The organism is Maribacter aquimarinus (assembly GCF_047345505.1).
Taxonomy (GTDB): domain Bacteria; phylum Bacteroidota; class Bacteroidia; order Flavobacteriales; family Flavobacteriaceae; genus Maribacter.
In genome coordinates this window covers 70085-84038 of record NZ_JBLFEO010000021.1, presented here as the reverse complement: position 1 = coordinate 84038, position 13954 = coordinate 70085, and the positions used below count along the sequence as shown (strand labels likewise).

The 13954-nt window shown below is 43.6% G+C and carries 12 protein-coding genes; 7 read left to right on the top strand and 5 right to left on the bottom strand.

All coding sequences use genetic code 11. The features are described 5' to 3' along the window. Nucleotides 1-1055: 1055 nt before the first annotated feature. The 7 genes from ACKWCC_RS14500 to ACKWCC_RS14470 all read left to right on the top strand — a co-directional run bounded on the left by ACKWCC_RS14500 (nucleotide 1056) and on the right by ACKWCC_RS14470 (nucleotide 7469). Nucleotides 1056-2246 carry an alpha-hydroxy acid oxidase gene (locus tag ACKWCC_RS14500; protein ID WP_413996670.1) on the top strand — a complete coding sequence of 397 codons (1191 nt, stop codon included), beginning with the start codon at nucleotides 1056-1058 and terminating at the stop codon, nucleotides 2244-2246. Nucleotides 2247-2364: 118 nt separating this feature from the next. Then, nucleotides 2365-2553 carry a hypothetical protein gene (locus ACKWCC_RS14495; RefSeq protein WP_413996669.1) on the top strand — a complete coding sequence of 63 codons (189 nt, stop codon included), beginning with the start codon at nucleotides 2365-2367 and terminating at the stop codon, nucleotides 2551-2553. Beyond that, the gene (locus ACKWCC_RS14490) at nucleotides 2550-2924 is read left to right on the top strand and encodes a type II toxin-antitoxin system death-on-curing family toxin (RefSeq protein ID WP_413996668.1); all 375 of its coding nucleotides are present in this window, start codon (nucleotides 2550-2552) and stop codon (nucleotides 2922-2924) included. Before ACKWCC_RS14495 ends, ACKWCC_RS14490 begins: the two co-directional genes overlap by 4 nt. Nucleotides 2925-3969: 1045 nt before the next feature. Further along, the gene (locus tag ACKWCC_RS14485) at nucleotides 3970-4311 is read left to right on the top strand and encodes a helix-turn-helix domain-containing protein (protein WP_413996667.1); all 342 of its coding nucleotides are present in this window, start codon (nucleotides 3970-3972) and stop codon (nucleotides 4309-4311) included. Then, nucleotides 4308-5585 (top strand): DNA cytosine methyltransferase, encoded by a 1278-nt coding sequence (locus ACKWCC_RS14480; RefSeq protein WP_413996666.1) that lies wholly within the window; start codon nucleotides 4308-4310, stop codon nucleotides 5583-5585. Before ACKWCC_RS14485 ends, ACKWCC_RS14480 begins: the two co-directional genes overlap by 4 nt. Beyond that, nucleotides 5578-6900 (top strand): hypothetical protein, encoded by a 1323-nt coding sequence (locus tag ACKWCC_RS14475; RefSeq protein ID WP_413996665.1) that lies wholly within the window; start codon nucleotides 5578-5580, stop codon nucleotides 6898-6900. Before ACKWCC_RS14480 ends, ACKWCC_RS14475 begins: the two co-directional genes overlap by 8 nt. Next, nucleotides 6897-7469: a hypothetical protein gene (locus tag ACKWCC_RS14470; RefSeq protein WP_413996664.1), complete on the top strand. Its 573-nt coding sequence runs from the start codon at nucleotides 6897-6899 to the stop codon at nucleotides 7467-7469. The genes ACKWCC_RS14475 and ACKWCC_RS14470 overlap by 4 nt, the downstream gene beginning before the upstream one ends. 681 nt (nucleotides 7470-8150) lie before the next feature. Here ACKWCC_RS14470 and ACKWCC_RS14465 read toward each other — a convergent pair. The 5 genes from ACKWCC_RS14465 to ACKWCC_RS14445 all read right to left on the bottom strand — a co-directional run bounded on the left by ACKWCC_RS14465 (nucleotide 8151) and on the right by ACKWCC_RS14445 (nucleotide 13935). After that, the gene (locus ACKWCC_RS14465) at nucleotides 8151-10265 is read right to left on the bottom strand and encodes a TonB-dependent receptor (protein WP_413996663.1); all 2115 of its coding nucleotides are present in this window, start codon (nucleotides 10263-10265) and stop codon (nucleotides 8151-8153) included. A gap of 115 nt (nucleotides 10266-10380) precedes the next feature. Beyond that, complete coding sequence (locus tag ACKWCC_RS14460; protein ID WP_413996662.1) at nucleotides 10381-11109, bottom strand: tetratricopeptide repeat protein; 729 nt, start codon at nucleotides 11107-11109, stop codon at nucleotides 10381-10383. 62 nt (nucleotides 11110-11171) lie between these two features. Further along, nucleotides 11172-11462, bottom strand: a complete 291-nt coding sequence (locus ACKWCC_RS14455; protein ID WP_413996661.1) for a winged helix-turn-helix domain-containing protein — start codon at nucleotides 11460-11462, stop codon at nucleotides 11172-11174. A gap of 4 nt (nucleotides 11463-11466) precedes the next feature. Further along, entirely contained in the window at nucleotides 11467-12030 is a 564-nt protein-coding gene (locus ACKWCC_RS14450; RefSeq protein WP_413996660.1) for a hypothetical protein, read from the bottom strand. A gap of 186 nt (nucleotides 12031-12216) precedes the next feature. After that, nucleotides 12217-13935, bottom strand: a complete 1719-nt coding sequence (locus ACKWCC_RS14445; RefSeq protein ID WP_413996659.1) for a serine hydrolase — start codon at nucleotides 13933-13935, stop codon at nucleotides 12217-12219. Nucleotides 13936-13954: the final 19 nt, after the last annotated feature.

The following is a 13954-nucleotide window of genomic DNA, read 5'->3' as shown; positions in this document are numbered from 1 at the left end:
AGCAAGGTGGTATCGATACTGCTGATGCCGGTAAGGATCAGATGGAAAATAGAAATTGCGGTGCCCGATCCGTTCCCAGGGCAACTGAATTTAAAGCTCAACTAAAAAACGGGGGATGGCTAACTAATAACTAAGCATTCGTACGGTCGGTACCACCCAGCATGTATGTACCGAAACTTCGGTATTGAACCACACCGGGGCGTTGGTCTCTTTTTCTGCTATGGGGATTGGTCTGTATTGGAAGGGAGGTTTCAAGCGGCACCTGGGCCGGTACTTTTGTGATTTTCGGTATTTCTTGACCCCGTGGGGATGCCTTTCACCATCCGTAGCCTTGAATCTCCGTTTCCATCGGGCACTTTTCAACAAAACGTCCGTTTAGGGCCATAGGTGTCCCGCACGGCGATTATGCCGTTTATATTTAATTATCCTTGGCAAAGCAAAGAACACTGGAGCCCAGCACTGGAAACCTCCGGCCATTTCCACAAGAAATATGACCCCATAAAGCACAGCTCCCATAAAAAAACCGGCCTGGGAATGTTGGCAACCTTTTTAAAAACCCGCAGGGGAGTTTTTTGAAAAACTGGCCCATGTTCCGACCAGAAATCCGATATTTAAAAATGGATCCTTTAACACAAAAAAGGGCAACCTATTTCAGGACAAGACAGTTTAGGTGTTGGGTGCCCAAAGGGATTCTGTCCCCATTTGGGTAGCAAACAAAGGGCCGCATCACGTTTTTTTCTTCATTGCTAACCCAGCGCTGTTTATAACCCCTTGCTGAGCTTTTGTGCCAAGGGCATGCGTTCCGATACTGGCAAGGATCGGAACAGGTTTTTGTTGATTTTGGATTCCGTTGGAAATAAAACGTTAAAAAAGCCTGCCATTGCGGTAGTGGCATCCCGGATTTCCGGCCAGCCTATTTTTGGATGCGACCGTTTTGGGTGACGGGCCGGGGGATCAGTGCTCCAAAGGTCATTCTGGTTTGTTTTCTTATCTTGTGCGTATGATGGGTATATGATCAATGATCATATACTTGTGTTAACCACAATAAACTCAATATGAAATCAAATTCAAATACTGATTCAAAGATTCAAAGAAGACAATTTACTAAATGGGTTAGCCTATCCTCACTATCTCTCGCGTTACCTATTTCATTTACGAGTTGTAATTTTGAAAATAGCCAGAAGATTGATACAACAACAGAATTATCGGACTTGAAAAATGTATTCGATCTTGAAAAACTATCAAGTAAGGTTATGGGTGAAGACGCACTGCTTTATCTTAACGGGGGAGCAGATGATCTTAAAACAGTAAAGATAAACTCTGATGCTTATCAAAAAATTCAAATTAGAGCCCGAAGATTAATTGATGTAAGAAATATATCTACAAATGTTGACTTATTTGGCCAAAATTTGGATAACCCAATAGTTCTAAGCCCAGTTGGATTTCAAGGATTTTTTCATCCAGATGGTGAAATAGCTACAGCTAAAGCATCAGTTGCGAAAAAACATCAGATGATTGTTTCTTCTGTATCCAATTCTTCAGTTACTGAAATAGCAAATCAATCTCAAGCAAAACTTTGGTTTCAACTTTATCCTACTCCAGATCGAAAAATCACTAAACTATTGCTAGACAGAGCAGAGAAAGCAGGATGTAAAGTATGTGTATTGACCGTTGACACCCCAGTAGTTGGAAATCGAGAAAGAAGTGGTACAACACTTATGAAACTTGTCCAAACTGGGAAATTAAAAATGGGCAATTTTGAAGGAATCCTGCCTGACGGAATGGGCTTTTCAGATCCAGGAATGACATGGGATATGATCGATTGGCTTAAGTCAAATTGTGATATGAAAATCGTAGTTAAAGGTATTGTAACTAAAGAGGATGCTGCACTCGCTAGGGCTCGTGGAGTTGATGGCATCATCGTCTCAAATCACGGAGGAAGACAACTTGAAAGTAACAGAGCAACAATTGATTGTCTTCCAGAAATTGTTGCTGAAATTAAAAATGGAATTCCAGTTTTAATTGATGGAGGAATTAGAAGAGGAACTGACATTTTTAAAGCTTTAGCTCTAGGAGCTACTGCTGTCTGTATTGGTAGGCCATTTTGTTGGGGACTAGGTGCACTTGGACAGCAAGGAGTTGAGATGGTGCTTGATATTCTGAAAGCAGAATTAATTCGAGATATGCAATTGGCGGGAACAACTTCAATTGAGAAAATATCAAGAAATCATGTTTTGAAAAATTAAGAAAAAGTGGTTAACACTGTATATGAAATCATAGCACCCTTCGGGATGCTACGCTTCATATACTAACCGTTAGGGCACATTAGAAATCAACTCGTATCTTTGTAATAAACCGTCGGATATGACTACACGACAGATAAAATCGAGAATCAAAAAGGCACTTGACAACGTCCCTGAAAACTTGCTAGAGGATATTTTAAATTATCTGGAGGAAATTCAAGGAAAATCCGCCGACGAAGTTGTGTTGTCTCAACGACTCCGTAAAATACTTTCCGAGGATAGGGAATTGCTCGAAAAGCTTGCCCAATGATCGACCTAAAACAGGCCCTAAGTATCCATCAAGTTTTAATTGAAAAATTCGGAGGAGCAGATGGACTTAGGGACAAAGGTGCATTAGAGGCTTCCCTTTCTAGGCCGTATGCAACTTTCGACAAAAAAGAACTTTACCCAACACCCGTTGAGAAAGCAGCTGCCATTTTGGAGAGCATATTGATCAACCATCCTTTTGTGGATGGCAATAAGAGGTCAGGTTATGTTTTAATGCGCTTGACATTGATGGCAAGAGGACTTGACATAGAGGCGACCCAAGATGACAAGTACGGTTTTGTAATCGGTATAACCAAAGGAAATCTCGATATTGACCAAATTAAAGAATGGATTGCAGCTCGACTTAAAGAATAACGTGCCCTAATAACTAAGCATTCGTACGGCCGGTACGACCCAGCATGCATGTACCGAAACTTCGGTATTGAACTGCACCGGGGCGTTGGTCTCTTTTTCTGTTATGGGGATTGGTCTGTATTGCAAGGGAGGTTTGAAGTGGCACCTGGGCCGATACTTTGGTGGTTTTTGGTATTTCTGGACCCTGTGGGGATGCCTTCCACGATGCGTAGCCTTGAATCTTCGTTTCCATCGGGCACTTTTCAACAAAACATCCGTTTAGGGCCATAGGTGTCCCGCACGGCCATTGTGCCGTTTTTGTTTGTGGATCTCCGGCAAAGCATAAACTGGAGCCCAGCACTGGAAACCTCCGACCATTTCCACAAGAAATAGGACACCATAAAGCACAGCTCCCATAAAAAAACCGGCCTGGGAATGTTGGCCACTTTTTTCAAAACCAGTAGGGAAGTTTTTTGAAAAAACTGGTCCATGTTCCGACCAGAAATCCGATATTTAAAAATGGATCCTTTAACACAAAAAAGGGCAACCCATTTCAGGACAAGACAGTTTAGGCGTTGGATGCCCCAAAGGTATTCTGTCCCCATTTGGGTAGCAAACAAAGGGCCGCATCACGTTTTTTTCTTCATTGCTAGCCCAGCGCTGTCTATAATCCCTTGCTGAGCTTTTGTCCCAAGGGCATGCGTTCCGAAACTGGCAAGGATCGGAACAGGTTTTTGTTTATTTTGGATTCCGTTGGAAAAAAACTCCAAAGAAGCCTGCCATTGCGGTTGTGGCATCTCGGATTTCCGGCCTGCCTATTTTTGGATGCGACCGTTTTGGGTGCCGGGCCGGGGCATCAATGCTCCAAAGGTCATTCTGGTTTGATTTCTTATCTTGTGGCTGTAGGATAAATATGATTAAAGATCATCTACAATTGTTCTCTGCAGGCTAAAAACCCACCCGCAAAAACAAAGAGTGCTTTCGCACACATTGTTTTTTTGCCCAACGAAAATCCAGTAATTTCCATAATATTTAGTATGTTTGACCAAAATAGGTCAAACTAAAAATGACAAACCCTAAAATAACAAGTTTCGGAGAGTTTATAAAAACCCAAAGGGAACAAAAAGGGTGGACTCAAACTGAATTTGGAGCAAAAATCGGTATAAATTCAAGTGCAGTTAGCCGAATTGAAAACGGAACCAAACAGTTAAGCTCAAAGAAATTGCGAACCTTAGCTCAGGTTTTTGAGATTGAGATATCTAAAATTTCTGAACTATACTTTGCACATAAGTTTGCAAAGGAAATGATAGAATACAACTGTCCTGAATCCACATTGACAGTTGCTGAACAAGCATTAAGATATATAAAAGCCAAATCCTCCAAACAATTAAAATGGGATACTTTATGAGTTATACGAATGATATAGAGACTTTATCGGTAGTTGAAGACTTTCAACCAAAATTGAACTTTAAACCACAACAGGAAATCAACACAACTGATTTCAAGGTCTTGTCTCTTTTTTCGGGTTGTGGCGGTATGGATTTAGGTTTCCAAGGTGGATTCGAGTTTCGGGGAAAAAATTACAAGAAAAATAATTTTCAGACCATTCTATCAAATGATATTGATGCCGCAGCCACAAAGGTTTATGAAGCAAACGAGAAATATTTTGGAAATCACCAAATCATTGAAGCCGATATTCGTGAAATACCTTACTCTACCATTCCAGATTTTGATTTTATGATAGCAGGCTTCCCTTGTCAGCCTTTTTCAAATGCAGGTAAAAGAAAAGGTATTAATGATGAAAGGGGAAGTTTGTTTGAAGAATGCGAAAAAATACTAATTGAAAAGGAAAACTCTCAAAACCAACCTAAAGGTTTTGTCTTTGAAAATGTAAGGGGAATAATGTCCTCTAAAATGCCTGATGGTACTTCTATTCCTGATGAAATTGTAAAAAGAACAGAGAAACTCGGATACAAAACAACTTACAAACTTGTAAAGGCAAGTAATTATGGTGTTCCTTCAGCAAGATATCGTTTAATAATTATTGGTACTAAAAAAGAGTACGGCAGATTCGATTTTGATTTACTTGATAAGGTGGTTCAAGAATATGAATTGCCGAATGAAAAAAATGCACCCTATGAATTGATGGTTGGTTCTATACTCTCTGATATTGATTCCAAGCTACCACAAGCTAAAGATTATTGGAAGTATTCACCCTCCGGACAATATATGGTCGATAAAATTGGTCCTTGTTACGGAAGCAAAGCTGTTCTAAAAAAGTTTAAAAATAATACCCCAATAGACGAGTTGCCTGAACAAGTTCATAAGGGTCGCTCTTGGAAAAATATGGATAGAGAAGATATGTCGCCTCGCTTTCAGAAGATTCACGATAATCCTAAAAAGTATAGAGCACCTAACTTTTACCGAAGGTTTTCACTTACTGAGATAAATGGAACTATCACGGCTTCAGCTCAACCAGAAGCCTGTGGAATTACTCACCCTTTCGAAAACAGAAGATATACTATTCGAGAAATAGCAAGAATTCAATCATTTCCAGATGATTTTGTTTTTCCATACACAACTATTGCAAATGCCTACAAGGTAATTGGCAATGCCGTACCTCCAATTTTGGGTTGGGTTATTGCCAAAGCGATTTCAAAACACTTGGAAATAAATGCTTAATCATAACAAATCATATATACTCGGACTATTCACTGGTGCTGGAAAAATAGATAAAGATTCTTTCCTTATCGAGTTACCATTCAAAAAATGGGGAATGGAACCCACAAAAATGAATGTTATCGCCATTGATATTCTGCAGCGAATTGCAGGGTTATTCAATTCTGAATATGGATTAAAGGTTACTTATGAAATAGGAAATAATCGCTGGTTTATCAAGCCGATTGATAATCAAGATTTTACCAAAATAAGGGACGACCTTAAACATTTAAATCTTCCAAATTCAGGCTTCCTACTTAATACAGCAGACCTTAATATTGCCAAAAGTGAATTAAAAGGGATTAATGCTGAAAGTTTTTTAAGTGGTTTCTTCGACACAAGGGCAAGTATTACTTTATCTCATAGAAGATTCAACGACGATGCACCAGTAGTTTCCATTGAAATCCCAGGAAGTACTAAAAATTTCAAATTGGTTGTGCAATTGTGCTCTTGGTTAACTGACTTAGGAAGTACAACTGACCAAATTCTATACAATCACCCAAACCAACACGCCAAAGCTGACCCGTATTATAAAGGTTGGAAAAAAGGGTTTAAGATTCGTTTTTTAGTTCAATCATTCCTTGCAACTCATTCCTTCGCATTACAGGCGAAAGCAATAGATGCAACAAAAATTAAGAAAAAACAAAAGAAAGAAGAACAATATAGTTGTCCATTAAGAAAAATCCGTCAACCAAGCCCACTTACGGTTCACAACGAAATAGATTCGGTAAGTTTGCCTATCGAAGTTCGGAATAAACTTTACTTCCACTATTTTCATTATTGCGCCTCACTCGGCTGTAAATATGCCCCAACTGAAGAAGTCAAGAGAGTAGTGTTAGAAAAGAAATCATTAATCTCATTCTTTCCAAGACTATCCAAGGGAACTACTAAGGAAATCAGTCAACATTTCAATCATATAACAGAAACCTATTTTTCAGATTATGACATCGTGAAAAAATCTCAAACCGTTAATGATCTACTATCAGAAAATAGTATATACTTAACCTACTATGGTATAGAACAAGCGTTAGCGTTTTTGACAACTGAAAAATTAAACGGCAAAAGACATAGTGGGCCAATGGAAGAGATATTAACTCAAAATACCAAGACTATTTTAATGCTACATAGCTTCGAAAATACAGATGATGAGCCAATAATGATTATAAACTCTGCAAACGACAGAGCGATAATTTGTTCAAATATTGCAAGCAGGATAAATCAAAAACTTATCAAAACACAAACCAAAACTAAAGGCTTAGATATCGAGTTATTGAGATGAAAGAAATTGATTTTTACGGAGAATTTGCAACCAAATTCATAAAGTATTTACAGGGCTATTTGGACGATAACTTCGAAATTGCATATAGTCAAAATAAGTCACTTGATTCGATGATTGCAGAAGTCTGTGACTTACTAAAGGTATCTAACCCATTTCCTGATGAATATATTCCCAAACTAAAACTTGACATCTTGTTTGGTATAAAACAAGCAAACAAGATTCACTTTATTTTGGTCGAAGCAAAATATTTGACCCAACTTTCATTAAAAGATTATTCACAGCTTACAGGATATTTACAGGTGGCAAAAAATATAGGAACTGGTTTGCTGCTTCTAATTGTCAAAGGCACGTCCCCTAATAAACTTTCCTCTGATTTTGGAGAAATTCTTAAACTAAACAAGCTACCTATGGATTGGAAAGTAACAGTGAAGAATAGTGAATATGATTTTAAGACAGGAATTTTAACCTACTTGCCTGGAAATGGAATAAACTGGATTGAAACGAACAACATAAATGGGATATCCGACTTTGAGCAATTAGTTGAAATAATTACAAATGATTTCCAATAACCGCCATACACATTTGCAATTCTCAAAAGCCTACCCTCAAAGCCAAAACTTGCCAAAGAGTATGGCTGCCTGAACGCACGGACGAAAAGAAAGCACGAGCATACAACATTGTATAAAAGCAATAGCGGGTGAAGTGGTAAAATCAAGGTCTGTGCATTTAATAACCTTTTGTGATGGCGGACAGGTAATCGCCTTGAAATCCGCTACTGCTCTTATACTTGACCGTTAATCAAAATGTTTGAAATTAGATGCAAGTTCAACAACTTAGCGCAACTTGGTGCGTTGATGGGCGTAGCAATAGTACAAAGTTAGGAAACCGTAAATAATTTGACCGACGCAAGATTTGAAACGATCTCGGAAGTGTTCAGAGCATTGAACGTAAGAGTACATTTCAATGTGTAAAGGCTATACCAAAAAAAATGGATTTGGCGACCGCATAAAAAACACCACACACCCTAACTAAGTGGTGGGCGTGCCCACCGTGTGCCGGTGCCCATCAAAATTCTCTATAGACTCCATGGCACAAAACAGGGTACAATGGAAGCCCGTTCCTGCCCACACCCCATATCCACTACCATTTTCAGCCCGTGAGTTACTGGGAAGGTTGTGCACCAAATCACCAATGGGCCTTGGGCCAGGACAGATAGGACAAACAATGTCCGTGATTCTTCCATCTTCCCTTCAAAAATTAACAACCACCCCAAAATACACGGTGCGCCTTTGAAAAAGGGAATTGGCCCGCTCGGAATAATCAAAATTGTAAGTGTATTCCCTGATGTTCTTTCGGTCCAATAGGTTGTTAACCGTGCCAAAGGCAATGATGTTCCACTCCTCCGAAATGGGAATGAGTTTGGTGAGGCTCAGGTCCACAAGTCCGTAGTAGGGCAGGCGTTCCTGTTGTTCCAGGGAGCTGAACTGGGGACGGAACACACGGAGTCCCTCCTGAAAAGTGGCCTCGGAGAGTGGGCGGTAATAATTGCCCTGGCGAAAGGCAAGGTTGGCATTGCAGGTCCAGAACGCGTCAATTTTCCATTGCAGGTTGCCCCGCGCAAAATAGTCCAGGTCAAAGGCGTTGGGATACACCATGCCCTCCGAATTGGTGGACGTCCCATTGATCAGGCTATAGGAAAGCTGTCCCCTGAGGCGCTCGGTGATGTTCCCTTGCAGGAAAAGTTCCAGTCCCCACAGCTCATTTTCCAATTGGGCCACCCTGGCCTTTTTGGCAAATACGGAGGCCGTGAGGCTTGTGCCGCCGGTTGTTTTATGGGTGTAGTCCAAAGACAGCTGTTCGCTCTGGTTGAGCACAAAGGGGCTTTCCATCCCAAAGTCGTGCTTATGGTAATTGCCCAGGGCCAGTACAAGGGCATTTTTGGCATCGAGCCTGTACTTGGCGCTCACTTGGCTGCTTAGGAATTGTTCTTGCCCGTCAATGGCCAGATTGCCCCGGATGCCGCCCCCCAGCACCCACCCGCTATTGGAAAAATAGGTAAGATAGCCATACACCTCGGGACGCTTTAGAATGGTGGTAATGTTGGTTGTGGTGGTTGGAAATCCCGGTCCCTGGGCATAATCCAGGCTATAGAAGGTGCCATTGAACCGTTGCCTTCGGTGATCATGGGCAACGCCCGATTTCAACCGAAATTTCCCCAGGGTCATTTGGTGGTTCAACGATGCAAAGCCATCAAAGTTGTTCAAATCCATTTGTGCATCAGCATAGGAAAAATCGGTTTGGGAAAAACTGATGTTCCCATTTAGGGTAAGCTCATGGTTCTTGTGCCTGTGCCGGAGGTTGACCACGGTAAAATTGCGTTGTTTTCGTTGTTCAAAAAGGGTGGACAGGGTGGGGTGCTCATAGTTGAAATCATAGCCTTCCAACAGCCCATAATTAAAAATCTTCAGCGTGGTGTTTTCGTTGGGTGCATAAAGATAGCTCAAGCCCATATCCAGGGAGTTGAAGGCTTCAATGTCTTCCAGCGCATCGCCGTTTATGGCTTTGATGATGCCGGAGGGCTGGTAATTGGTAAATAGGGTGATGGACTGTTTTTTGCCCACGGGCCAATTTCCAAAATAGCCGTAACTGGCCAGGGATAGCGTGGCGTTGTTCACCGGTTTCTTTGGGATGTTTTCCGTTGTTTTTATGGCCACCAGGCCGGAGGTGGTATTGCCGTATTCCAAGGGGGGATTGCCGGGGAACACCAAGAGCTCATCCACCATGGCCGTGTTGAAGATGCCAAAAGTGCCTATGCCGTTGAGCTGGGAGAACCGCACAAAATCGTACAGGGGCACATTGTTGAAGAACATCCCCGTTTCGCCCGGGGCGCTGCCCCGGAAACTGATGTTGGCCGACTCGTCCAGGGTAGTGCTCGAGGGGAGCGAATTCACCGCCAACAAGGGGTCTGCCTTGGCCGTGGGGTTCAGGTAAATGTCCAGGCGCTCAATTTTTTTGTAGGCAAACTCCTGTGCCACCAACTTTTCCGCCGTAAGCACCACTTCGTTGATCTGGGTGCTCGTTGCCTGCAAAGCGATGTCCAAGCGCGATTGGCCCAAATAGGGCAGGGCCAAGGTTTCGTATCCTACATAGGAAACAACAAGGGTGTCCCCTTTTGTGAGGCCGCCAAGTGCAAATAGGCCGTTGGCGTCCGTAATGGCACCGGTTTGCCAATTGTCTTTCACATAGATGTTGGCGCCCATCAAGGGCTGGGCCGTTTCCTTGTCCGTTATTTTTCCGGTGGTGTCCGTTTGCGCGCAGAGAAGGCCGAAAGACCACAAAAACAGAAGTAAGCTAAAAGGTTTCATATAGATTCATTTCAGTGACTGTTTGTCCCTTGCCTTTAGAAAAATGGTTGTGCAACGTACTTGCTCCCATTCTCAAATGCGCACCAATTCCCTTTTTGGGGAAAGATGCTTGGTGTCAGTCGGTCAAGGCGGGTAGCAGGGCATATTTTACCCAGCCGAAGTCGGGCGCTATCTTAAGGGCCTTTTCGTATGTTTTTTGGGCCATTTCTTTATTGCCGTTAACCTCATAGGCCTGGCCAAGGAGGGCCAAGGCGTCCAAATATCTCCAGTTTTCACGTAGTTGGTCTTTGTTGGATTCGTAGAGCGAAACCGATTTCTCAAAAGACTCCTGGGCTATTTTGGTATCCCCGCCCCACGTTTCGGGCGTGAACAATTTTGAGGTGCCGTACACCTGCCATACCAGGGGGGAAGAAGCATCCAGTTCAAGGGCCTCCGCTATGGTGCTGCTGCTCTTTCCGCCCAAGAACATGCCCTTGTAGGGACTATAGGCCATTTCCCAACCGTAGATGGCGGTTAAAATGGCCATTGCATTGGCGGTGTTGTGGTTGGCATCGATCAGTTCCTTGCTGTTGTTCTTTGCCGTTTTGTAGTGGTCGTTGAAGAGCTTTTCGTCCTTATCGGCCATGGTGGCGCCCAGCAGACCGTGTTGCGCAAGCAGCAAGCGGTACAGGTTTTCCTTGTTCTTTGTTTTTTTGTACTGTTGGCGTTCTTGCGCCACCAGTTGTTCCCAAAGTGCCTTGTTGTTGGTAAGATAGGCGCGGTACGCCATTTTATCCCCCTCCGTTTGGGAGAACAGCGTTACCGAAAAAAAGAGAATGACAATTGTTGATTTCAGGGTCTTCATGGTTTTATATGTTTTAATTATTAATAAAGTAGTTTATAATATAAACCATAAGGGTAAAAAAATTATGGTTTTAGGTACTGCTGAATTTTTTCCACATATTCCTCAAATGCCGCTATGCCCGCTTGGGTTATTTTACAGCTGGTCAACGGCTTGTTGTTTTTAAAGGATTTAGTGACCTTAAGATAGCCCGCTTTGGAGAGCTTGTTGATCTGCACGCTCAAGTTCCCCGCCGTGGCCCCTGTTTTTTCTTGGATATAGACAAATTCTGCCGACTCCACGCTCATTAAAATGGATACGACCGCAAGTCTAAGTTGCGAGTGCAGCAGTGGATTTAATCCATCGAACTTTTTCATTACCCTAGGATCTTTTCAGCATGTACCCGGGAACAAGATAGCCCACTGCAATGGCAATGGCCGAAATCAGCGGTGCATAGCTGTGGTCCACGGCAAGGGCGATGGCCGAAAATATCCAGAACGTACTGCCCCCATATATCAATGGTTTAAACTTGATGATGCAACCGGTAATGAAGGTACAGGTGCCGGCCAGAATAAGGATGAGCGCTGGAATCAGAGCCTCAAACTTACCCGAGAACACGAACAGGATAAAACCGAACAAAAAACAGAGCCACACCCACATGATCAATAGATCGGTAAAGGTCTTTACCCTGGCCTCCTTACGTTTCTTGTAACCGTACCAGTAACTGAAAATCCACGCCGGCAGGGTGATCAACCAAATAATGTAGGGATGGGGGTAGGAGGTGAGCTCCCCAATCAAATAATGCCCCACATTGCCTATGAACACCACCCAGCCCCACAACAGCAGGTGAAAACTGCTGCCCTTTACGTTGCCCTTGGTGGTCTCGATCATCTGGGTTATGATTTCCAAACTTTGCTCACTGGTTAAGGTCTCTTTTGCTTTCATAGTGTAAATATAAAGTACTTTATTTTATAAACCAAAAAAACCTTTGAATTATTTTACGCCGCCCAGGCGCCTTGGTCAAACCCTATTTCAAGAAATGTATTGTGGCCCTCGAAACAACGATTAGCCAACCTAGAGCGTGCCGGGACTGGGCCCATTGCCCGGGAGCTTCAACTTATGGCGGTGTGGTCATTCCAGTTTCTTTCCGGGTACATCCTGTCCGTTTTGATGCAGTGTAAGTCCATCCACCCGGCCATCTTCGTCTTTATGGAAGGTGATTTGGGCATCGACCACTTTGAGATAAAAGGTGTTTTCCGATTTGGGAAAGATTGGAAATTCAGGTTGATTGGTGGCCTGCAGTTTTAATTGCGAGCCCTCCCTTGAAATGGTAAGCATAAAGTTGGGCGCCAGTTCATACTGGCCCACATAGCTTTCCAAAATGGCTTCATCCAAGTCCATGTCCTTGACCAAGTTGGTCACGTCCACACCCAAAGCCTCCAATTTTTCGAGGGCTTTTGGATTGGCCGGGTTCAGTTCCACCGATTTGAGGAAGCTGGATATGGCATTTTCCCGATCACCGTGGTACATCAGGGCAGCGCCATAATACCCAAAGGCATTGGAGGACCGCGGATAGGCCGTGGTGTTCAGCTTAAAAATGGCCAGGGCTTTTTCCATATCCCCATCGTTTACATAATCGTGGGCCAAGCGGTTCAGTTCCGCTTCGCCAAATTCATATTCCGTAGCTTTTTGCTGTTTTAACTGGGCGTATCGCTCCAGTCCGGCCGCCAGACCCTTGTCACGGATTTCTTCCTTGATTTTGTTGGCTATGGAGGGTTTTATTTCTTGCAAGGGCGATTCCGGATGTAGGATGTGCATACCAATATCATCCACATTTGCGTTGGAGTTGGAGAGCACAACCACCCCTTTGTTGCCCCCTTTCACAAATCCGGCAAAGCTGCGGTAGCCTCCCGTGCCTCCGTTGTGCCAGACAATTTCGGTATCTCCCAGCACCATGATATGCCATCCCAAGCCTACCATGGGCGCTGCACCCTCTTCCCTGGAGTTGAGGTGGGATAGTTGCATCGCCGGATAAAGGTCACTTTTTTCCAGGCCCATGTTGGCGCCCAGAAATTTAAGCATATCCACCGCGTTGGACCGGATCGCTCCGGCGCCGGCCAAGGTGGTCAAATCCCAATTTTCCACTTGGAGTCCACCACTATGGCCAAGGGCCAGGTTCTTTTCCATTATGGGCGAGAGCTGTATGCCGGTATGGGCAAGGCCCAATGGCTTTGTGATCTGTGCGGCCAATAATGCTTCGTAGTCCATTTTGTTGGCCAAGGCCAAAACGTGGCCCAACAAGCCCATGGCGTAGTTGCTGTATTCATATTGCGCGCCAATGTCCCTGCGCAGGGTGTAGTTGTTCAAAAAATCATAGAGCTGCGCTTCGGAATAGTCGGCAAAGGGGTTGGCCGGGTTGGCCGGCTCAAAATTGGAGGGCATTCTGGGCAGCGCGGCCGTATGGTTGGCCAAGTGCACCAATTGTATGGAAGCGCCCTTTCGGGTGGGTGCCGTGACGCCCTCCGGCAGGTAGTTTTGTATGGGGTCTTCCAATGTCATTCTTTCCTTCAACACCATATTGGCCAAAAGGATGCCGGTGAAGACCTTGGTGATGGAACCTATTTCAAATATGGAATGTGGGTCCACCGCTTCCTTGGTCTTTAGGGATTTCACCCCAAAACTGTGATAATTGGTGCCATTGGCATCGATGATGCCCACCACAATGCCGGTATTGACCCCTTGGTCTATGCGTTGTTGCAGGTTGGTATGGATTTCCGGGGGGAGTTGTGCCTGGGCCTGCCCCATAAATAGGCATCCAAATACGAGAAAAGGAAATAGGCGTGTTTTCATGTCGGGGTTGTTTTTGGTG

Excerpts from the sequence above, each read along its gene's own strand:
- ACKWCC_RS14475 (WP_413996665.1), top strand. The coding sequence starts at position 5,578 with ATGCTTAATCATAACAAATCATATATACTCGGACTATTCACTGGTGCT.
- ACKWCC_RS14445 (WP_413996659.1), bottom strand. The coding sequence starts at position 13,935 with ATGAAAACACGCCTATTTCCTTTTCTCGTATTTGGATGCCTATTTATG.
- ACKWCC_RS14450 (WP_413996660.1), bottom strand. The coding sequence starts at position 12,030 with ATGAAAGCAAAAGAGACCTTAACCAGTGAGCAAAGTTTGGAAATCATA.
- ACKWCC_RS14500 (WP_413996670.1), top strand. The coding sequence starts at position 1,056 with ATGAAATCAAATTCAAATACTGATTCAAAGATTCAAAGAAGACAATTT.
- ACKWCC_RS14460 (WP_413996662.1), bottom strand. The coding sequence starts at position 11,109 with ATGAAGACCCTGAAATCAACAATTGTCATTCTCTTTTTTTCGGTAACG.
- ACKWCC_RS14480 (WP_413996666.1), top strand. The coding sequence starts at position 4,308 with ATGAGTTATACGAATGATATAGAGACTTTATCGGTAGTTGAAGACTTT.
- ACKWCC_RS14485 (WP_413996667.1), top strand. The coding sequence starts at position 3,970 with ATGACAAACCCTAAAATAACAAGTTTCGGAGAGTTTATAAAAACCCAA.
- ACKWCC_RS14490 (WP_413996668.1), top strand. The coding sequence starts at position 2,550 with ATGATCGACCTAAAACAGGCCCTAAGTATCCATCAAGTTTTAATTGAA.
- ACKWCC_RS14495 (WP_413996669.1), top strand. The coding sequence starts at position 2,365 with ATGACTACACGACAGATAAAATCGAGAATCAAAAAGGCACTTGACAAC.
- ACKWCC_RS14465 (WP_413996663.1), bottom strand. The coding sequence starts at position 10,265 with ATGAAACCTTTTAGCTTACTTCTGTTTTTGTGGTCTTTCGGCCTTCTC.
- ACKWCC_RS14470 (WP_413996664.1), top strand. The coding sequence starts at position 6,897 with ATGAAAGAAATTGATTTTTACGGAGAATTTGCAACCAAATTCATAAAG.
- ACKWCC_RS14455 (WP_413996661.1), bottom strand. The coding sequence starts at position 11,462 with ATGAAAAAGTTCGATGGATTAAATCCACTGCTGCACTCGCAACTTAGA.